Raw genomic sequence first — 18,104 nt, 5'->3', positions numbered from 1 at the left:
CGGAAGAAACCGGCCCGGTCCGGCGTCAGGCCCGGATCGCGGTGCCGAGGACGTGCGGCGAGGCCGGGGCCGGCAGCCCGGTCGGCGGGAAGCGGAAGCGGTCCAGCGCGGTCACCTCGAACCCGGTGGCCCGGATCGCGGCCACCGTGTCCCGGGCGGTGTGGCAGCCGGCGCAGAACAGCGGCCAGAGCGTGGCGTCGGCCAGGCGCTGGGCCCGGCGCAGGCCGGGCGTCTGCGCCACCACGTGTTCGTAGAAGCGCAGTTCGCCGCCGGGCCGCAGCACCCGGCGTGCCTCGCCCAGCGCGACCGCCTGGTCCGGCACCGAGCAGAGCACGAGCGACAGCACCACCGCGTCGGCGGCGCCGTCGGCGACCGGCAGCGCCTCGGCGAGACCGGCGACGACTGTCACAGGTACCCGGGCTCCGGGTGCGGCGGCGCGGGCCAGGGCACGCAGGCGTGGCTCCGGCTCGACGGCGACCACGCCGGTCACCCCCGGTGGGTAGTGCGCGAGGTTGCGCCCGTTGCCCGCGCCGACCTCGACCACCCGGCCGCGCAGCCCGGCGACGAGGCGGGCGCGGTGCTCGGCCATCCCGGCCTGGTCCATCGCGACGCTGGCGCGGGCGAAGAGCCGGGAGAAGATCGGATGGGAGACGGCCATCAGCGGCCTGCCGGTGGCGCGCCGAGGCTGAGCAGGAGCGGGCCGGCGGACCCGTCGACCAGGTCGCCGAGGCGTACCCCGTCGAGCACGGCGAGGAAGGCGGCCTGCGCGCGGCGCAGCTCGCCGCGCAGCCGGCACTCCGCGACCAGCGGGCAGACCGGTTGCGCGCAGTCGACCACCTCGCCGTCGCCCTCGAAGGCGCGGACCACTCCCCCGACGGTGATGTCCCCGGCGTGTTCGGCGAAGGCCACGCCGCCGGAGCGGCCCCGGATGGTCACCAGGACGCCGATGCGTTGCAGCCGCTGCACCACCTTGGCGACGTGGCTGCGGGGCAGTTCGAGCCGGGTGGCGAGTTCGTCGACTGTGGCCCGGACCGGGGACGCGGCGGTCAGCATGGCGATCCGCAACGCCATGTCGGTCGACCGGTTCAGCCTCACGCACCGACCCTAGCCACTCGGCGCCGTCCGGGACACCAGCAGATTCACGGTGACCCTTGCCACCCCGGCACCGGGACCTTCGGCCCTGAAAGAGGAATCGTTGATTCCTGTTTCGTGGAGATCGACCTGTTCGAACCCCGGAAGGAGATTCGGTCGTGCTCTCGGAATCCTCAGCTGCGGTCGTGACCGCCACCCTGCCCGTCGTGCGGGCGCACGGCGAGGCCATCACCGGCCGCTTCTACCAGCGGATGTTCGACGCCCACCCGGACCTGCTGGACCTGTTCAACCGGGGCAACCAGGCCACCGGAGCGCAGAAGGCCGCGCTCGCCTCGGCGGTGGTCGCGTACGCGGCGCACCTGACCGGCGACACCGGCATGCCGTGGGGACCGGTCCTGGACCGGATCGCGCACAAGCACGCCTCGCTCGGCATCACCGCCACCCAGTACCCGATCGTCGGCCGGCACCTGCTCGCCGCGGTCGGCGAGGTGCTCGGCGACGCGGTCACGCCGGAGGTGGCCGCCGCCTGGGACGAGGTCTACTGGCTGCTGGCCTGCGAGTTGATCGCCCGCGAGGCGCGGCTGTACGCCGGCGCCGGCGTGCCCGAGGGCGGTCCGGTGTGGCAGGACTGGCGGGTGACCGGCCGGGCCCGGGAGAGCGCCGACGTCGTCTCGCTCACCCTCGCGCCGGCCGGCGGCGGCGCCGCGCCCGGCTTCACCCCCGGCCGGTACGTCTCGGTCGCCGTCGACCTGGACGGCGGCCGGGGACAGCAGATCCGCCAGTACAGCCTCTCCGGCCGCCCGGGCGCCGACACGTGGCGGATCACGGTGAAGCGCGTACGCGGCGAGGGCGGCGCGCCCGACGGCATGGTCTCCGGCCACCTGCACGACCGGGTCGCGGTCGGCGACACGCTACGGCTGAGCCCCGCGTTCGGCGAGGTCGACGCCACCGGCGGCGACGGGCCGCTGCTGCTGATCAGCGCCGGCATCGGGCTCACCCCGGCGATGGCGGCGCTGGCCCACCTGGCCGACCGGAACCCCGGACGCCAGGTGACGCTGGCGCACGCCGACCGGGACGCCGAGGCACACGCGCTGCGCGCGGAACTCCCCGTGCTCCAGCAGCGGCTGCCGAACCTGGCCGTCCACCTCTGGTATCTCGACGCCGCCGGGGCCGACCTGCCCGGCCTGAAGGCTGAGGTGTCCGCCGGGCTGATCGACCCGGACCGGCTCCCGCTGCCCGCCGGGGCGGCCGCGCACCTGTGCGGTCCGATCGCGTTCATGAACCTGGTCCGGGGCAACCTGCTGCGCCGGGGTGTGCCGGCCGAGCGGATCGCCTACGAGGTGTTCGGTCCCGGGATGCTGCCGGGCTGACGCCCCGCCGCGAGACAGGACCTCCGCAGACCCGATTCTCCGGCACGAGGGCGCCCGTCCAGCGCCCGGAGCCTCCACGGCGGAGGCGACGGGCCCGCGGAGAAGTCGGCGATCTCCTGGGTGGGGGCGGAACCCGAGGGCAGGGGCGCGGGGCGAACGGGTCCGGCCACCCCTTGCTACCCACCGGTAGGTTCGGGCCGTACCCTGATCCGGGTGAGCGGGGACTACACCCAGGAGTTCGTGGACGTCGACGGCGCGCGCATCGGCGTGCAGGTCTACCCGGAGCCGGCCGGTCCGCCCGGCGCGCCGGTGGTGCTGATCTGGCCGGCCATGGGCGTACGCGCCCGCTACTACCGGCCGTTCGCCGCCGCGCTGCGCGACGCCGGGCTCGCGGTGATCGTGGCCGACCTGCGCGGCACCGGCGAGAGCACCCCCGCACCGTCGCGCGCCTGCCGCTACGGCTACCAGGAGATGGCCACCGACGTCGGCGCCGTGCTCGACGCGCTCAAGCCCCGGCTGGACGGCCGTACCCGGCTGCTGCTCGGGCACTCCCTCGGCGGTCAGGTGGCGGTGCTGCACCAGGCGCTGCACGACGACGACCGGGTCGACGGGCTGGCCCTGGTGGCGGTGGGGCTGCCGTGGTGGCGGCGGTACCCGGGCCTGCGCGGGTGGGGCGTGCTGCCGTACACCCAGGCGATCGCGGCGACGGCCCGGCTGCTCGGCGTCTGGCCGGGCTGGGGCTTCGGCGGCCGGCAGGCCGCCGGCGTCATCCGGGACTGGGCGCACACGGCCCGCACCGGCCGCTTCCCCGCACTGGACGGGGTGGACACGGAGGCCGCCGTACGGCGGATCCGCACACCTGTGCTGGCGGTGAGCGTCGACGACGACCAGTACACGCCGCACGAGACGCTCGACCACCTCTGCGAGAAGCTGACCGCGGCGCCGGTGACGCGGCACCGCTACACGGTCGCCGAGGCGGGCGCGCCGCTCGACCACTTCACCTGGGTACGCGCGTCGGCGCCCCTGGCCGACCGGATCGCCGCGTTCGCCGGCACGCTCCCCCGCCGCTGAGCCCGCCTCCTCCCCGCCACGCCGGGCGTGAGTCGCCCGATCGTGGGTATGCCGCACCGCCCGAACACGGCGGAGGGGGATCTGATGTCAGAACGGCACACCACGCTGCGCTCGATGCACGACCTGGGCCTGGCGGCCTGGTTCGGCGGTTCCCTGATGGGGGCGCTCGGCGTCAACGGCGCGGCGGCACGGATCAACGACACGACCGAGCGGCTGCCGGTGGCCTCGGCCGGGTGGGCGCGGTGGACACCGGTCAACGCGGCGGCGATCGGCGCGCACCTGGCCGGCGCGGTCGGTGAACTGGTCACCGAGAGCCCGCGGATGGCCCGCCAGGCAGGCGTGGGGAAGATGAGCGCGGTGAAGACCGCGCTGACAGTCGGCGCGCTGGCGGTGACCGGCTACAGCCGGCTGGTCGGCATGCGGCTGGAGAAGGCCGGCGGCCCGCCGGTCGAGGGGACCACCGAACCCAACCACCACACCCCGGCGAACGTCGCGGCCAGCCAGCGGCAGATGAAGCTGCTCCAGTGGGCGGTCCCGGCGCTGACCGGCGCGCTCGTCGTGGTGTCGGCGTACATGGGCGAGCAGCAGAAACCGGGCCAGGTGTTCCGGGGCATGCTCGACCGCGCGGGCGGGCTGATGTCCGCGCCGAAGAACATCGGCAAGGTGGCCGCCGTGGGCGCGGCCGGACGTCATCTGGTCGGGGCGGCCCGTTGACCACCGCGCGGCCGGCGACCCACATCGGGGTGGGTCACCGGCCGCGCGGTGCCCCGGGACCAGACCGTCCGTCGACGGGCGGCACGGACATCAGCAGCCAGGCGAGGTGACCATGACCAGCAGGGACCGGCCGGGTACGGGTGACGGGCGCGGACCGGAGTCGGCCGCGCCGTGGGGCACCACCGACGGCTTCGACGCCGACCCGCCGTGGGGCGCCGGTGACAGCGACCCGATGGACGAGGGCAGCGAGGAGACCGCCGTACCCGAGGGGCGGCTCGGCGAGCGCCGGGCGGCCGGCGCCGGGCCGGGCGGACCGAAGGCGGGCCGGCACGGGTTCGGATCCGTCGAGCCGACCCGGACGCCCGAGGCCGGGCCGGGCGCGCCGCCGGACCCGGCGCCGTCGGGACGGACGTTCCCGGACGACAGGGCGGACGGCGACCTCGGCGACAACGCGCTGGAGGAGGCGACCGGGATGCGCCCGGAGACGCGTCCCTAGGCCGTCAGGAGCCGGTGCCGTCCTCGCCCGGACCACCCGGCGCCGACGGCTCGTTGTCCGGCACCGGTGACTCGGCCACCGGGTGCCCGGTGTCGTCGACCAGGCCCGGCGCCATGCTGCCGCCGTGCGCCTCCTCTGCCTCCCGGGTCGCTCGCGGGTCTCGCTCGTCCTCGCCGCGCCGCTTCTCCACCGATCCCCCTTCGCTGTCGTCCATGCCCCCGGCGGTACCCGGACGACGGCTGAGGAAACGTCAGGCGCGCGCGGCGGCGGGCGCGACGCCGAGCAGGCCGGCCAGGCGGGCGGCGTCGCGCTGGGCCTGGTCGCCGCAGCAGTTGTTCATCAGCACGTGCAGTTCGGCGCACTGGTCGGCCAGTTCGCGCAGCAGCACCGACCAGTGCCGCAGTTCCCGCTCGCCGTAGGCGTAGCGGAACCGCTCCTGCTTGTCGCCGCTCTCCCAGGCGGTGCTGTGCCCGTGGAACCTGATCACGGCCAGGTCGGTGGTGGCGACCAGGATCGGCGGCACCGAGGAGACGTGCCCCTGCGGCATGTCCACACAGGCGTACCCGAGGTCGTGTTCACGCAGGAACGTGACGGTGTCGGCCATCGCGTCCCCGTCGAACCAGGACGAGTGCCGCAGCTCGACGGTGACCGGCCAGGGGCGGCAGCGCCGCGCGGCGTCCAGGATCCGCCGCCGGGCCGCCTCGCCGCGGGCCAGCCACGGCGGGAACTGCAACAGCACGGCACCGAGCCGGTCGGCCGCCGCGAGCGGCGCCAGCGCCGCGTGGAACCGGTCCCACAACTCGTCGTACGCCCCGGCGGGCAGGTCACGCCAGCGGATCCGGTTCGGGCCGCCGGCCGGACGCAGGTCGCGGGGCAGCGCGTCGACCGGCGTGTGGTGGCCGGTGAACAGCCGGAACGCCTTGACGTCGAAGGTGAACCCGTCCGGGGTGGCGGCCGCCCAGCCCGCCGTCGTCTCCGGCGCCGGCACGGCGTAGTACGACGTGTCCACCTCGACCAGTCCGAACCGCTCGGCGTACCAGCCGAGCCGGCCGGCGGGGGTGTTGACCCCGCGCGGATACCAGCCGGAGCGGACCAGCATCTGGTCGGCCCAGGAGGACGTGCCCACCTTGATGACACCCATGTAATTCAGTTCACCGCGAGTGCGGGACATCGGCAACCGGAGATGCCCCGGGGCCGTGACCGGCGCCGGGTGACCGACCTCACCGGCTCCTCGGCGCGCCGGAGTGTGACGCCCGGCCGGGTGGCGGCGCTGAGGGTGACGAGATGGACGCATCCGGCCTGGACCAGGAAACCGTCGAGCGGCTGCTCGTCGGCCGCTCCGGCGACACGCCGACCGCTCCGCCGGGACTGGCCGCCGTGCTGGACGCGGTCCGCGCCGCGCCCGGCACGGGCGAGCTCGACGGCGAGGCGGCAGCGGTAGCGGCGTTCCGGGCCGCCCGGTGGATGCGCCGTCGCCGCAGTGCCCGGTTCGGCGTACGGGTGGCAGTGGCCGCACTGGCCGCGTCCCTCACCGGCGGCGTCGCGCTCGCCGCGACCGGGAACCTGCCGCGCGCCGCACGTCCGGCAGCGCCGCCGGTCGTCACCGCGCCCCCTGCGCCGTCGGCCCGGCCGAGCCCGCCGGCCGGCTCACCGGCGCCCCGGACACCACACCCGTCCTCGCCGCCCGGCCTGTGCGTCGCGTACCGGGCCGTCGCCGAGCCGGAGCGGGGACGGGCCCTGGCCACACCCGCCTTCAGCGGCCTCGTCGCCGCCGCCGGGGGTCACGACCGCGTGCCGGACTACTGCGCCGGGCTGCTGGGCGACGATCCGCCGGGGAAGGCCGGCGGGCGAGGCGGCGGCAGGTCCGCGCACCCGGTCCACCCGTCCGGCGGGCCGCCGGGCGTGGACGACCTCCCGCCCGGGCACGTCGGCCGGCCGTCCGGCACCCCGCCCGGGCGGCGTCCCGGCTGACGACCGGCTGGTAACTTGCCCCCCGTGACCCCCCGGCGTCGCCTACCGGCGATCCTCCTCCGCCTCGCAGTGGTGCTCGCCGTGCTGGCCGGCATCGTCCTCACCGCGCTCGGCCCGGCCACGGTGACCGGACTGCTGCCGTACTTCACCATCCAGAGCAACGTGGCGGTCGGCGTCCTCGCCGGGTACGCCGCCTGGTGCGCGCTGCGCGACCGGCCGGAGCCACCGAGCGTCCTCAAGGGGGCTGTGACCCTCTACATCACCATCACCGGCACGGTCTACCACCTGGTGCTGGCCAACCCGGCCAGCCCGTTCGCGATGACCCAGCCGGACCGGCAACCGGGCGAGTGGTGGGGCAACCAGTTCCTGCACACTGTGGTGCCGCTGCTGGCGGTCGCCGACTGGGCGCTGTTCGACAGGCGCGGCCGGCTGCGCCCCCGGTACGCCGCCTGGTGGCTGGTGTTCCCGCTCGGATACCTCGGGTTCGCGCTGGTACGCGGCCTGATCGTGGACAGGTACCCGTACCCGTTCATCGACGCGGGCGAGCTGGGCTACGACGGGGTGGCGGTCAGCGCGGTCGGGTTCGCCGCGGTGTTCTGGCTGCTGGGCCTGCTGTTCGTGGGCGTGGACCGGCTGCTCGCCCGGGCCGGGCGTGCCGATGCTGCGGCGGAGGAGCCACCCGCGGCCGGGCCGGTGGAGCCGACGACGGCAGCCGAGCCGGGCGCCTCGACGGCAGCCCAGCGGGAGACCACCGGCTCGGCCTGAGCGGCGGCCGGTCAGGCGGCCCGGTCAGGCGGCCCGGTGGGCCGGGCGGCCGGCGCGCATCCGCCGGCCCGAGCCGCGTTCCCGGCCGTACGAGTCGGCTCTTCCCCACCGGCCCGGCACGTCGAGCAGCTCGATTCGCCCGAACCCGCTCGGGACGGCCGGGTTCACCAGCAGGTTCTCCCCGCACGGACGCAACCCCAGCATCGTCGCCAGCAGCATCAGCAGCCCACCGGAGGCCCACGACTGCGGTCGCCCGGCCTCCGGCAACTGGACCGGGTACTTGGTCAGCGCGCGGGGGTAGCCGGCGATCGTCTCCGGGACCGAGCCGCCGAGCGTCTCCGCCATCGCGAACACGCCCGCGGCGATGTCGGCCGCCTCCTCGTCGAAGCCGTACCGCCGCAGGCCCGCCGCGACGATCGCGTTGTCCCAGGGCCAGACCGCGCCGAGGTGCGGGCCGACCGGGTTGTACGGCATCTGCCCCTGCGCGTAGGTGCGCACGCCCCAGCCGGAGAACAGGTCCGGCCCGCGCAGGTGCCCGGCCAGCGCGTCGGCCCGGTCCGGCTCCACGATGCCGCTCCACAGCAGGTGCCCCAGGTGCGAGGTGAGCGCGTCGACCGGCTCGCCGTCCGGCGTGAGCGCCAGCGCGTAGTAGCCCCGCTGCGGCAGCCAGAAGTCATTGTTGAACCGCTCCCGCAGACGCGCCGCGTCGGCCTCCAGGCGCTCGGCGTAGCCCGGGTCGTCCCAGAACTCCCGGGCCAGGCGGGCGCCCCTGATCCGCGCGTCGTACGCGTACCCCTGGAGCTCGCACGTGGCGCGCGGGTACGGCGGCTCCACCCCGTCCCGGTCGACGATCGCCGCAGGTGTGTTCCGCCAGGTCTGGTTGGCCACCCCGTTCACCGTGTTGCGTGGCCGGTAGCGCAGGTAGCCGTCGCCGCACTGGTCGCCGTACCGGGTCAGCCAGTCCAGCGCCATCCGGGCCGGGTGCCGCAACTCGTTGACCAGGTCGGTGTCACCGGTCCAGCGCTCGTACTCGTCGAGCAGGATCACGAACAGCGGCGTGGTGTCGGCCGCCCCGTAGTAGATCGCGGTGGGCTGCTCCTCGAACGCGGCCGCCTCGCCGTATCGCAACTCAGCGACGATCTTGCCGGGCTCCTCCTCGTGGTAGTCGTCGAGCCGGCCGCCCTGCACCATCGCCAGCATGTGCAGCGTGCCCGGGGTCAGCTCGGGCGTGAACGGCAGCGTCTGGAGGCAGGTGATCAGCGCGTCCCGCCCGTACAGCGCCATCGCCCAGGGCATCCCGCCGACCGGCACCCGGTCGGTGTAGGCCAGCGGCATGTACCGCAGGGCGGCCAGGTCGGTCAGGGCCTGCCGGTACACGGCGGTCAGCGCGGACCGGTCGGAGACCAGTTGCGGCGCCCGGTCGAACCACCGTTCGAGGCCGTCCCGCATGTCCTGGCGGACGTGCTGCCTGTGGGACTCGATGTCGGCCCGCAGGTCCCGTCCGCCCGCGCCTCGGATGATCATGGCGACGTGCAGGTCGACGTGCCACTCGCCCTGCGGCTCGACGCGGATCCGGAAGGTCATCCCGCGCGCGTCCACCTCGCCCGGGACGGTGCTGGAGACGCACGTCTCCCGGGTGAACCGCCCGCGCTCGTACCGGATCCGCAGCCGCTGCTGCTCCGGTTCGGGGATGACCGTCGGGTGACGCGGGCCGGGACGCAGGATCTCGGAGGTGTCGGCGAAGTCGCCGGCCATCTCCATCCGCACCGTGTACTCGGCGGGTTCGGCCGAGTGGTTCAGCACCGTGAGGCTCTCGTGGTACGCCTCGTCGATCGAGCGGTGCCGGATCACCGAGACGTCGGCGTCCACGTAGTGGCTGGCCGCGCCCGGCACCAGCACGAAACGGGTCTCGAAGTAGGTCAGGTCGTCGCGGGACAGCGCGTGCAGCCGCTCGCCGTCGATCGTGAGCACCCAGTGGGACAGGAACCGGGTGTCGAACGAGAACAGGCCGATCGGGGCGCACGGGTCGCGTTCCATGTCGCCCTGCGCGTCGCTCAACGCGAACGCGTTGCCCGCGAGGACGTGGACCAGTTCCTCCCTCATCGGGCCGCCGCCCGCTCACCGGCCACGTCGCGGGGATCCCGGGCGTCCGGCGGGCCGGGGAAGATCCGGCGCAGCGTCATCAGCAGCTTCAGCTCGCCGCGCGCGGCGAGGTCGTTGCGCAGCAGCGCGGCGGCCGGGTGCAGGCGCCCCGCCGCGATCCGGTCGAACACCTCCCGGTTCGCGCCGACCACCAGGTCCGCCTCCTCGGCCAGGCGGTCCACCCGGACGTCCTGCCGGTCGATGGTCAGGTACCAGTGCTCGGTGCAGCCCTCGACGCGCAGATCCAGGCGGATGGTGCCGGAGGTGGTCTCGGGCAGCTCCGGGTGCCGGCCGGCGGTCCCCCGGGTCAGATGTTCCACGGCCGAGACGCTCATCGGGCCTCCTCGTCGGTGGTCGCGGGCGCCCGCCTGCCGGCGCCGCTCGTCCCGCAGCGTCCCCGCGTCGCGGGTGAGGCGAACTCACCCGGTCCGGGTGAGGTGCGGCGGAGCGGCGGGTATCCCTGGGCCCATGCCGACAACCGATGACGCCACCGCCGACCGGGTGCTGCTCGCGCTGCTGACCATGCAGCGTGAGTCCTGGGAGCAGGGGATCCTCGGTCAGGCGCTGCTCGACCTGGGCCTGGACGAGGCCGCGGTGCTGGTCGCCGACGCCGCGGTGACCCGCCAGCGGCCGGACGGGCGGCTCGGGGAGCCGGCCGGCTCGGTGGGCGCGGTGAACGGCGCCGCGTGCGGTGAGGTGGTCCGGCACGCCTCGCGCCGCACCGGCGACCGGCGGTACGGCGTGGCGCTGGACGCCCAGCTCGACTGGCTGACCCGCCGGGCACCGAGGGCCGCCGACGGCACGCTGTTCCACCTGCTCGACGGCCGCCAGGTCTGGGCGGACACGATCTACATGGTGGTGCCGCTGCTGGCGCTCACCGGCCGGACCGAGGCGGCCGCCGCCCAGGTCGCGGGGCACCGGCGACGGCTGTACGACGCGCGCACCGGCCTGTACGCCGCCCGCTGGGACGAGGACCGGGGCGAACCGGACCGGCCCGGCCCCTGGGGCACCGGCAACGGCTGGGTGGTCGCCGGAATCGCCCGCGCGCTGCGGCTCGCGCCGGACTGGCCGGGTGACCTCCGCGACGGGCTGGCCGGGCACGTCGAGGAGGTGCTGACCGCCTGCCTCGCGTACCGGGGCGCGGACGGCCTGTTCCCCGACGTGCTGGACGAGCCGGACGCGTTCCGCGAGGCCAACACCGCCCAGCTGCTCGGGTACGCAGCCCTCACCGGAGTGGCCGACGGGTGGCTGGCCCGGTCGTGGTTCGAGGCGGGCGCGGACCTGCTCGCGGCCGCCGCCCGGCGGATCGACGCGTACGGCCGGGTGACGGGCGTCAGCGGGGCGCCGGACTTCGAGCGCCCCGGCACCTCACCCGAGGCGCAGGCGTGTCACCTGCTCGGGCACGCCGCGCTGCGCCGGGCCGGTGCGTCGCTCAGCGCAGGATGAGCCCCCGCACGTACGCGGCCTGACCGGCGTGCTGGAAGTCGTCGTCGAGCACGCTCACCAGCCGCACCCCGAGCGTCACAGGCGGATCCCAGTTCTCGTCCACCACCCGGTCCAGGTCGGCCGCGCTCAGCCCGCGCAGGTACGCCAGGCTCCGGTCCACCACCGCCCGGTGGTAGTCCAGCAGCACGCCGCCGTTCTCGGGGCGTACCGCGGCGATCTGCTCCGGGCCGTGCCCGAAGCCGGTGTCGGCGGGGTCCGGCGGCAGGCCGCACCGCCCCGCCCAGTCGCCGGTGGCCCAGAGCTGCGGCTCCCCCATCACGTCGGCGACATGGTCGTCCTGGATCCGCGTCAGGTGCCAGACCAGCCAGCCGACCGGGTTCGCCCCGTCGGCCGGCGCCTGCCGCAGCTGGGCCGCGTCGAGCCCGTCGAGCGCCCCGGCGACCAGATCCGGCAACCGCCCGTACGCCTCGGTCAGCACGTCTGTCACGTCCACGCGCCTCACTCCCCTGTCCTGTCGTGCGTACCCTCGGGCAGTACCGCCCAGCGTGCCCGGCAAACCTCGGCGCGGGCCCCGCCTCTAGGGTGATCGCGTGGTCGCGGCGCTGGAGCTGTATCTGGACACCGACGCCACCCGGCGGATCCGGGTGCTGTGGGACCTGCTGGAGTCCGACGGGGTGCCGAGCATGCGTTCCCTGCTGGCGCAGCGGCACCGCCCGCACGTCTCGCTGGCTGTCGCGCCCCGCCTGGACCCGCACCGCGTCGCCGAGGCGCTGTCCGGAACCGTGGTGGCCGCGCCGCTGCGGCTGGAGTTCCAGCACGCCGGCCAGTTCCTCGGGCGGGTGCTCTGGCTCGGGCCGGCGCCGACGCCCGAGCTGCTGGCGCACCACGCCGCGGTGCACGAACGGCTGGCGCGGGCCGGCGTCGAGGTGGTCGAGCACTACCGGCCGGGCCGCTGGGTGCCGCACTGCACGCTGTCCATGCGGGTGCCGAACCCGCTGATGGGCGCGGCGGTGCGCCGCTGCCTGGAGGTGCTGCCGCTGACCGCGACGGTGGTCGGCGCGGCGGTGGCCGACCACGCCCGCGACATCTCCCACCCCCTGCCCTAGGTCCTCCCCCACCAAGATCCACCCCACCTCGGGGAGGTGGCCGCATCAGACCCCCTCCGATAGCCCCACCTCGCCGAACCGGTGTCGATCCATCCACAGCCGTGATCCACACCACCTCCCCGAAGTGGTGCCATCCCGCTCCATGATCAACACCAGGTCGGGGAAGTGGTGGCATCAGACCATCGCCGATGCAGCCACCTCCCCGACCTGGTGTCGATCATGAGCGGCGGTGAGCCGGTCACGCCAAGGGAAGGCGGGAAGGGGGGTCACTGCCGAGGGGCGAGGTCGAGGAGGAAGGTCGGGTAGTCCGGCTGCGGGCACCTGTCGCCCCGGTGGCCGAGCCGCTCGTAGAACGGCGCCGCCCGCTCGTGGTGGGCCTGCCACTCCAGGTGCCGCGCCCGCCCGGCGGCCCACCGGCGGACCGCGTCGAACAACGACCTGCCCACCCCGTCGCGGCGGCGGTCCGCCCGGACGTACAGGTCGTGCAGGCGTACGGTGCGGTGCGCGTCACCGGAACGCAGGTGCGGCCCGTGGTCCTGGGCGGCGGCGTACCCGGCCAGCCCGCCCGCGTCGGTGGCGCCGAGCAGCGCCCAGCAGGGGTCGGCCAGCAGCGCGGCGAACCGCAGTCGGTGGGCCTCCGGCGGGTCGTCGCCCACGCCCATGTCCCGCAGCATCGGCCACAGCTGCGGCCAGTCCGGCACGCGCAGGTCCCGCACGACGATCGGCATCGGACCAGGATGCGGGCGGGACAGCGCGGCGGCGACCGGGTTTCGCGCCATCTGCGGCCACCCTGACGATCGGGGCCGAACCGACGCAAGCTGGTAAAAGCGCAGGTCAGAGCCATTCTGGCCACCCGAAGACGTGCGGCCGGAGCGGCAGCGAAGCACGTCGAAGGAGAGCCTCATGGCCGCACCCGTCGTCCGTTCCGTCACCGCCGACCAGACCGTCCTGCTGCCCGGGCAGTCGACCACCGTCCGGGTCGACGCCTATCACCCCGACTCCCGGCTGCTGACGCTCGCCGGCCGGGTCAGCGACCCCACCGGCGCCACCTGGGACAGCCCGGTCCGGGTGGACCTGAGCGTCCCGCTGACCATCCAGCTCGCCGGCGCCTCGCCGGGGGTGACCGTCACACCGAGCGGCGCCGAACCGGGCCGCTTCACAGTCACCGTGCTGGCCGGCCGGGGCACGGTGACGCTGACCGCGACGGCGCGCGACGGCGCCGGCCGCACCGGCACGGGAACCACCACGCTGACCGTGCCGCTGCTGGTCGGGATGAGCGCCGAGAAGGGCGCCCGGACCCAGCGCGCGGTGGCCGACTATCCGGGCATCCGCTACATGCGCGACTTCGGCACGGACGGCCCGGACGCGGACGCGCTGCCGGAACTGCCCCCGCTGAACGCCGGCAAGTTCGCCGACGCGCCCTCGGCCGTCATGCACGTCAGCTGGAAGGACGACGTCGAGCAGCTGGCCGGCTGGCTCGACGGCGTGAACCGCCCGATCTATCTGACCTGGTACCACGAGCCGATGGGCGACGTGGCCCCGGCCACGTACCGGGCGACGGCGAGCCGGGTGACGCAGATCCTGGCGGCGCACCGCAACCGGCGGTGGGTGCTCGGGCACGGCCCGATCGTGACCCGCTACTGGCTGGACGAGGGGCGCGGTAACCCGGCCGACTGGGGTTACCCGGGCATGACCCACTACGGCGTGGACTGCTACTCCCGGGACACCGCCGCGTACTGGCCCGCCTCCCGGATGTTCGGCGTGGCCTTCGGCAAGGTGCGCGCCGCGTACCCGGGTATCCGGCTGCTGGTGCCCGAGTACGGGCTGAGCCGTACCGCCGCGGACACCACCGGCGCGGGCCGGGCACGGACGATCCGCGAGCACGTCACGTGGCTGCGGCAGCAGAACGACGTCGACGCGATCGCGTACTGGAACAACTGGGCCGAGTTCGAGCTGGGCGACCCGCCGCCCGAGGCCACGGCCTGGCGCGATCTCCAGGTGGGCGGGGCATAGACTGGGTCCATGAGGCGGAGTCGGTGACCAGCGGGGGCGTGACGTACCCGGGCTACACCCATGGCTGCCTCGCCTACGACGACCCGGCCACGCTGCGCGCGCTGGCGGTCGAGCAGGTAAGCGCCGGTCTCGCCGCCGGTGAGCAGGTATGGGTGGTCTGTCCGGAGGATCGCGCCACAGTCACCGGCTGGCTGGCCTCGGTCCCCGGGGTCGACGCCGCACGCCGGCGGGACGCGCTACGGCTGGTTCCCGTCGGCGAGGCGTACCGGCACGACGAGATCGTCGACCCCGACCGGCAGGTCCGGGCGTACGTGCGGGCCACCACCGAGGCGCTGACCGCCGGGCACACCGGCCTGCGGGTGCTGGCCGAGGCGACGAGCCTGGTCCGCACCCCCGCCCAGCGGGACGCGTTCGCCCGCTACGAGCACCGGATCGACCACTGGATGCGGCACCGGCCGATGTCGGCGGTCTGCGCCTACGACCGCCGGCGGCTGGACGACGCGGCGATCGCCGAGCTGGCCTGCCTGCACTCGGTGACGAACGCGGACGTGCTGTTCCGGCTGCACGCCGGCGACGGCGACTCGGTGGTGGCGCTGGCCGGCGAGCTGGACCCGTCCAACCACCGGGACTTCGCCGCCGCGCTGGAGCGGGCCGACCCTCGGCCGGTGGCGGGCCGGGTCGTGTTCGACGCCGCCGAGCTGCGTTTCGTCGACCACCGCAGCCTGCTGCACCTGCGCGACCACGCCCGCCGGCACGACGCCGTCGCGGTGCTGCGCACCCCGAGCCGCGCCCCGGCCCGGCTCGTCGACCTGCTCGGCCTGTCCGAGGTACGGGTGGAGGTCGTCCGATGAGGAGCGGCGCGGCCTCCGACCACGTGGGCTACTTCCACGAGGCGTTCGTCTACGACTCCGACGAGGAGCTGCTGGCGGTGGCGCTGCCGTTCCTGCTGGACGGGATCGCGGCCGGCGAGCCGACGGCGGTGAACCTGGACGAGCGCAACGCCGAGCTGGTGCGCCGGGCGCTGCCCACCGGCGCCGAGGTCACGTTCCTGCCGGTCGGTGACGTCTACGCCCGGCCCAGCGTCGCGCTGCGTTCCTACCGGGAGCTGCTCGCGTCGTACGTGGCGGCGGGGGCGGCGCAGATCCGGATGGTCGGCGAGCTGCCGCCGGTGCTGCTCGGCGCGACCTGGGACTGGTGGGCGCGCTACGAGTCGGCGATCAACCACGCCTACGACGACTTCCCGCTCTGGGGCATCTGCGCCTACGACCGGCGGGGCACGCCCGCGCACGTGCTCGCCGACGTGGCGCGTACCCACCCGCTGGTGGCACGGACGGACGGCGGGCACGAGACGGCCGGTCTCTACACCGACCCGACGAGTTACCTGACCGAGTTCCGTCCGGCACCGGCGGACCCGGTGCAGCGGACCGCGCCGCTGGTCGAGCTGGTCGACCCGACGCCGGCCCGCGCCCGCGCGGAGGTGCGCGCCGCCGACCGTGGCCTGCTGCCGCCCGACGGCCTGGACGGCCTGGTGATCGCGGTCAGCGAGGTGGTGAGCAATGCGCTGCGCCACGGTGAGCCGCCGGTGTGCCTGCGGTTGTGGCGCGCGCCGGACCGGATCGTGGTGACCGTCCACGATCGGGGGACCGGCCCGAAGGACCCGTTCGCCGGGCTGCTGCCGGCGGGCGACGGTTCCGACGGTGGTCTGGGCCTGTGGATCAGCCACCAGAGTTGCGACCACGTGACGTACCACAGGGACGCGACCGGCTTCACCATCCGCCTGACGGCGGGGAACCCGCACTTCCCGGTCTGACCGTGCCGCCGGTCGGCGGGCAGGAGGGCGGGGCGGGGCGAGCCTCGCGCGCGGACGCGGTACCGTAGCGCCTCATCGTGCCCTGCGGGGCGGTCATCCGCCGGCCTGGCGCTGGCGAACCGACGGAGGATGGCGAATGTCCAACGGTGCCGAGCCGTTCGCACCCCACGACGACCTGTCCGGGCGGCCCCGGTTCGATCCCGCGTTGCGCGGCTACGACAAACGTCAGGTGGACCGGTACGTCGAGCAGATCGACGCCGAGGTGAGCGCGCTGACCGCCGCGCGGGACCGGGCGTACGCGCAGGTGCGCGACCTGACCGCGCAGGTGCAGCGGGTGCAGGCCGAGGCGGTGGAGCTGCGCGACCGTCCGACGGCTGTGGACCGGGCGTCCTTCCGCGACCTCGGCCCGATGGTCGACCAGATCCTGGACCTGGCCGAGAAGCAGGCCGGCCAGATCACCGACGTGGCCACCCGGCGCGCGGAGGAGGTCCAGGGGCAGGCGGAGAAGCTGCTCGCCGCCGCGCAGGAGCAGGCCGCCCGGGAGCGGCGGGAGCTGGACGAGGAGCTGTCCGCCCGCCGGGCCGAGCAGGAGCGGGTGGACGAGGAGCGGCGGGCCGCCGCGCAGGCGGAGCTGACCGCGGTGCGGGAGCTGGCGGAGAAGCTGCGCGTCGAGGGTCAGGCCGCGCACGACCGGGCCCAGCAGGAGGCGAAGCGGATCACCGAGCAGAGCGTGCAGCAGGTCGAGCAGGCGCGCTCGGCGTCCGAGGCGCTGGTGAAGGCCGCGCGGACGCAGATCCAGCAGGAGGTCCAGGCCAACCGCAGCAAGGCCCAGCAGGAGCTGGCCCAGTGGCAGGCCACGATGGCCAAGGAACTGGACGAGCGGCGGGCCGCCGCCGAGCAGGAGCTGGCCGACCGGGCCGCCGCCGCGGAGAAGGACATCGCCTCGCTGGTCGCCGAGGCGCAGCAGTACGCCACCGAGGTCCGGGAGCGGGCCGACGAGGAGACGGCGGCGCACCAGGAGCAGCTCGCCGGCGTGCAGCGGGAGATCCAGCAGCGGCAGGAGACGCTGACCGGGCTCAAGGCGGAGCTGGAGAGCGTCTCCCGGCAGCTGGAGGACACCCGCCGGGAGATCGCCACCATCGAGCGGACCGGCGCGGAGGTGGAGGAGCGGCTGGTCGGCGTACGCCGGGAGCTGGCCGCGGAGACCAAGCGGCTGGACGAGGCGCGGCGCGCCGCGGACCTGGCCGAGCAGCACGCCAAGGAGACCCGGGCCCGGGTGCAGCGGGAGGCCAAGCGGGTCGCCGACCTGGCCGCGGCGGCGGTCATGGCGGCCGCCGCGGGCGGCGGGGAGACAGCCGAGTACCCGCAGGTGGCGGCGCGCCCGCCGATCACCGTGCCGGCCGAGGTGACGCCCCGGGCCGTGGACGCTCGGATCGAGCCGGACGCGATCGAGCCGGACCGGTCGGAGCCGCCGGTCGTGGAGCCGTTCGTCGAGCGGCTGGACGGGCCGAGCTTCGACGCGTTCGCGGTCCGCACGCCGGCTCCGCGGGGTGTGCCCGAGGCGGAGACCACGGGTACGGACAACGGCGTACCGGCTACCGCCTGAGCGTTCGGCGCCGCCGGTCCGGGCCGGGCCGGCGGCGCCGCATCTTGCCCATCGACCTTGCTATATGCAAATATTTGGATCGATCTGCTGGTGCATCTCGATCTTTATTCGGGGGTTGACGGGTATGCGGAAGATTTCCTCGATCGGTGCCGCCGTCGTCCTGACCGTCGCCTCGGCGGGCGCCGTGGTGGCCGGTACGGCCGGACCGGCGAGCGCCGGGTGCAGCCACTCGCACTCCAACGTGGACGGCAAGTTCGGCCAGCTGTTCAACGCCACGAACGTCAACATCCGCACCGGCCCGCACACCACCTGCGCCTCCCTGGGCTACGGGCAGCTCAGTCACACGGTCGACTTCCACTGCTTCGCCAGCGGTGACCGGGTCACCGCGAACGGCAAGACCACCTACACGTGGACGTACCTGCGGGACGTCACCACAGGTGTCTCCGGCTGGGTCGCCGACGCGCTGCTGGACAACCTCGGCGGCAACGTCGCCTGCTGAGCG

At 74.9% G+C, this 18,104-nt stretch carries 21 protein-coding genes; 13 read left to right on the top strand and 8 right to left on the bottom strand.

Going from position 1 to position 18,104, the window contains the following annotated elements:
* Positions 1 to 25: 25 nt before the first annotated feature.
* Together MICAU_RS10335 and MICAU_RS10330 are read right to left on the bottom strand one after the other, a co-directional pair.
* The gene (locus MICAU_RS10335) at positions 26 to 658 is read right to left on the bottom strand and encodes a class I SAM-dependent methyltransferase (protein WP_013285246.1); all 633 of its coding nucleotides are present in this window, start codon (positions 656 to 658) and stop codon (positions 26 to 28) included.
* Complete coding sequence (locus tag MICAU_RS10330; protein WP_013285245.1) at positions 658 to 1,095, bottom strand: RrF2 family transcriptional regulator; 438 nt, start codon at positions 1,093 to 1,095, stop codon at positions 658 to 660. Before MICAU_RS10330 ends, MICAU_RS10335 begins: the two co-directional genes overlap by 1 nt.
* 155 nt (positions 1,096 to 1,250) lie before the next feature.
* Here MICAU_RS10330 and MICAU_RS10325 point away from each other — a divergent pair, with 155 nt between their 5' ends.
* The 4 genes from MICAU_RS10325 (at position 1,251) to MICAU_RS10310 (ending at position 4,743) form a co-directional block, all read left to right on the top strand.
* On the top strand, positions 1,251 to 2,462 hold the full coding sequence (locus tag MICAU_RS10325; protein WP_013285244.1) for a globin domain-containing protein: 1,212 nt from the start codon (positions 1,251 to 1,253) through the stop codon (positions 2,460 to 2,462).
* 213 nt (positions 2,463 to 2,675) lie between these two features.
* Complete coding sequence (locus tag MICAU_RS10320) at positions 2,676 to 3,533, top strand: alpha/beta hydrolase family protein (protein ID WP_013285243.1); 858 nt, start codon at positions 2,676 to 2,678, stop codon at positions 3,531 to 3,533.
* A gap of 84 nt (positions 3,534 to 3,617) precedes the next feature.
* Positions 3,618 to 4,247 (top strand): hypothetical protein, encoded by a 630-nt coding sequence (locus tag MICAU_RS10315; RefSeq protein ID WP_013285242.1) that lies wholly within the window; start codon positions 3,618 to 3,620, stop codon positions 4,245 to 4,247.
* 112 nt (positions 4,248 to 4,359) lie between these two features.
* Positions 4,360 to 4,743, top strand: a complete 384-nt coding sequence (locus MICAU_RS10310; RefSeq protein ID WP_013285241.1) for a hypothetical protein — start codon at positions 4,360 to 4,362, stop codon at positions 4,741 to 4,743.
* A 4-nt stretch (positions 4,744 to 4,747) separates the two neighbouring features.
* On the opposite strand, the gene MICAU_RS10305 is transcribed toward MICAU_RS10310, so the two are convergent.
* Both MICAU_RS10305 and MICAU_RS10300 read right to left on the bottom strand, forming a co-directional pair.
* Positions 4,748 to 4,957, bottom strand: coding sequence for a hypothetical protein (locus MICAU_RS10305; protein WP_013285240.1), 210 nt, complete (start codon positions 4,955 to 4,957; stop codon positions 4,748 to 4,750).
* Between the two features lie 36 nt (positions 4,958 to 4,993).
* Positions 4,994 to 5,884, bottom strand: a complete 891-nt coding sequence (locus MICAU_RS10300) for a DUF72 domain-containing protein (protein WP_013285239.1) — start codon at positions 5,882 to 5,884, stop codon at positions 4,994 to 4,996.
* Between the two features lie 143 nt (positions 5,885 to 6,027).
* Here MICAU_RS10300 and MICAU_RS10295 point away from each other — a divergent pair, with 143 nt between their 5' ends.
* Both MICAU_RS10295 and MICAU_RS10290 read left to right on the top strand, forming a co-directional pair.
* On the top strand, positions 6,028 to 6,714 hold the full coding sequence (locus MICAU_RS10295; RefSeq protein ID WP_013285238.1) for a hypothetical protein: 687 nt from the start codon (positions 6,028 to 6,030) through the stop codon (positions 6,712 to 6,714).
* A 24-nt stretch (positions 6,715 to 6,738) separates the two neighbouring features.
* The gene (locus MICAU_RS10290) at positions 6,739 to 7,479 is read left to right on the top strand and encodes a Pr6Pr family membrane protein (RefSeq protein WP_013285237.1); all 741 of its coding nucleotides are present in this window, start codon (positions 6,739 to 6,741) and stop codon (positions 7,477 to 7,479) included.
* Positions 7,480 to 7,503: 24 nt separating this feature from the next.
* Here MICAU_RS10290 and MICAU_RS10285 read toward each other — a convergent pair whose 3' ends face one another.
* A complete protein-coding gene (locus MICAU_RS10285) occupies positions 7,504 to 9,582 on the bottom strand; it encodes an amylo-alpha-1,6-glucosidase (protein WP_013285236.1) in 2,079 nt (692 codons plus the stop codon).
* Positions 9,579 to 9,956, bottom strand: coding sequence for an SCP2 sterol-binding domain-containing protein (locus MICAU_RS10280; RefSeq protein WP_013285235.1), 378 nt, complete (start codon positions 9,954 to 9,956; stop codon positions 9,579 to 9,581). The genes MICAU_RS10285 and MICAU_RS10280 overlap by 4 nt, the downstream gene beginning before the upstream one ends.
* Positions 9,957 to 10,089: 133 nt before the next feature.
* On the opposite strand from MICAU_RS10280, the gene MICAU_RS10275 reads away from it, so the two are divergent.
* Positions 10,090 to 11,067: a glycoside hydrolase family 88 protein gene (locus tag MICAU_RS10275; RefSeq protein WP_013285234.1), complete on the top strand. Its 978-nt coding sequence runs from the start codon at positions 10,090 to 10,092 to the stop codon at positions 11,065 to 11,067.
* On the opposite strand, the gene MICAU_RS10270 is transcribed toward MICAU_RS10275, so the two are convergent.
* On the bottom strand, positions 11,054 to 11,560 hold the full coding sequence (locus MICAU_RS10270) for a mycothiol transferase (RefSeq protein ID WP_030274816.1): 507 nt from the start codon (positions 11,558 to 11,560) through the stop codon (positions 11,054 to 11,056). The genes MICAU_RS10275 and MICAU_RS10270 overlap by 14 nt on opposite strands.
* Before the next feature lie 97 nt (positions 11,561 to 11,657).
* On the opposite strand from MICAU_RS10270, the gene MICAU_RS10265 reads away from it, so the two are divergent.
* Positions 11,658 to 12,173: a 2'-5' RNA ligase family protein gene (locus MICAU_RS10265; RefSeq protein ID WP_013285232.1), complete on the top strand. Its 516-nt coding sequence runs from the start codon at positions 11,658 to 11,660 to the stop codon at positions 12,171 to 12,173.
* A gap of 266 nt (positions 12,174 to 12,439) precedes the next feature.
* On the opposite strand, the gene MICAU_RS10260 is transcribed toward MICAU_RS10265, so the two are convergent.
* Positions 12,440 to 12,952 carry a GNAT family N-acetyltransferase gene (locus MICAU_RS10260; RefSeq protein WP_013285231.1) on the bottom strand — a complete coding sequence of 171 codons (513 nt, stop codon included), beginning with the start codon at positions 12,950 to 12,952 and terminating at the stop codon, positions 12,440 to 12,442.
* 124 nt (positions 12,953 to 13,076) lie between these two features.
* Here MICAU_RS10260 and MICAU_RS10255 point away from each other — a divergent pair, with 124 nt between their 5' ends.
* The 5 genes from MICAU_RS10255 to MICAU_RS10235 all read left to right on the top strand — a co-directional run bounded on the left by MICAU_RS10255 (position 13,077) and on the right by MICAU_RS10235 (position 18,101).
* Positions 13,077 to 14,186 (top strand): hypothetical protein, encoded by a 1,110-nt coding sequence (locus MICAU_RS10255; RefSeq protein ID WP_013285230.1) that lies wholly within the window; start codon positions 13,077 to 13,079, stop codon positions 14,184 to 14,186.
* Positions 14,187 to 14,209: 23 nt separating this feature from the next.
* The gene (locus MICAU_RS10250) at positions 14,210 to 15,037 is read left to right on the top strand and encodes an MEDS domain-containing protein (protein WP_013285229.1); all 828 of its coding nucleotides are present in this window, start codon (positions 14,210 to 14,212) and stop codon (positions 15,035 to 15,037) included.
* A complete protein-coding gene (locus MICAU_RS10245; protein ID WP_013285228.1) occupies positions 15,034 to 15,996 on the top strand; it encodes an anti-sigma factor RsbA family regulatory protein in 963 nt (320 codons plus the stop codon). Before MICAU_RS10250 ends, MICAU_RS10245 begins: the two co-directional genes overlap by 4 nt.
* A gap of 136 nt (positions 15,997 to 16,132) precedes the next feature.
* Positions 16,133 to 17,602: a coiled-coil domain-containing protein gene (locus MICAU_RS10240; protein ID WP_013285227.1), complete on the top strand. Its 1,470-nt coding sequence runs from the start codon at positions 16,133 to 16,135 to the stop codon at positions 17,600 to 17,602.
* Between the two features lie 124 nt (positions 17,603 to 17,726).
* Positions 17,727 to 18,101, top strand: a complete 375-nt coding sequence (locus MICAU_RS10235) for an SH3 domain-containing protein (RefSeq protein ID WP_013285226.1) — start codon at positions 17,727 to 17,729, stop codon at positions 18,099 to 18,101.
* Positions 18,102 to 18,104: the final 3 nt, after the last annotated feature.

Origin of the sequence: Micromonospora aurantiaca ATCC 27029, assembly GCF_000145235.1 — a bacterium.
GTDB lineage: Bacteria > Actinomycetota > Actinomycetes > Mycobacteriales > Micromonosporaceae > Micromonospora > Micromonospora aurantiaca.
This window is presented reverse-complemented; position numbering and strand designations above follow the sequence as displayed.

Excerpts from the sequence above, each read along its gene's own strand:
- MICAU_RS10310 (WP_013285241.1), top strand. The coding sequence starts at position 4,360 with ATGACCAGCAGGGACCGGCCGGGTACGGGTGACGGGCGCGGACCGGAG.
- MICAU_RS10255 (WP_013285230.1), top strand. The coding sequence starts at position 13,077 with ATGGCCGCACCCGTCGTCCGTTCCGTCACCGCCGACCAGACCGTCCTG.
- MICAU_RS10300 (WP_013285239.1), bottom strand. The coding sequence starts at position 5,884 with ATGGGTGTCATCAAGGTGGGCACGTCCTCCTGGGCCGACCAGATGCTG.
- MICAU_RS10240 (WP_013285227.1), top strand. The coding sequence starts at position 16,133 with ATGTCCAACGGTGCCGAGCCGTTCGCACCCCACGACGACCTGTCCGGG.
- MICAU_RS10280 (WP_013285235.1), bottom strand. The coding sequence starts at position 9,956 with ATGAGCGTCTCGGCCGTGGAACATCTGACCCGGGGGACCGCCGGCCGG.
- MICAU_RS10335 (WP_013285246.1), bottom strand. The coding sequence starts at position 658 with ATGGCCGTCTCCCATCCGATCTTCTCCCGGCTCTTCGCCCGCGCCAGC.
- MICAU_RS10245 (WP_013285228.1), top strand. The coding sequence starts at position 15,034 with ATGAGGAGCGGCGCGGCCTCCGACCACGTGGGCTACTTCCACGAGGCG.
- MICAU_RS10315 (WP_013285242.1), top strand. The coding sequence starts at position 3,618 with ATGTCAGAACGGCACACCACGCTGCGCTCGATGCACGACCTGGGCCTG.
- MICAU_RS10285 (WP_013285236.1), bottom strand. The coding sequence starts at position 9,582 with ATGAGGGAGGAACTGGTCCACGTCCTCGCGGGCAACGCGTTCGCGTTG.
- MICAU_RS10295 (WP_013285238.1), top strand. The coding sequence starts at position 6,028 with ATGGACGCATCCGGCCTGGACCAGGAAACCGTCGAGCGGCTGCTCGTC.
- MICAU_RS10260 (WP_013285231.1), bottom strand. The coding sequence starts at position 12,952 with ATGGCGCGAAACCCGGTCGCCGCCGCGCTGTCCCGCCCGCATCCTGGT.
- MICAU_RS10235 (WP_013285226.1), top strand. The coding sequence starts at position 17,727 with ATGCGGAAGATTTCCTCGATCGGTGCCGCCGTCGTCCTGACCGTCGCC.
- MICAU_RS10275 (WP_013285234.1), top strand. The coding sequence starts at position 10,090 with ATGCCGACAACCGATGACGCCACCGCCGACCGGGTGCTGCTCGCGCTG.
- MICAU_RS10305 (WP_013285240.1), bottom strand. The coding sequence starts at position 4,957 with ATGGACGACAGCGAAGGGGGATCGGTGGAGAAGCGGCGCGGCGAGGAC.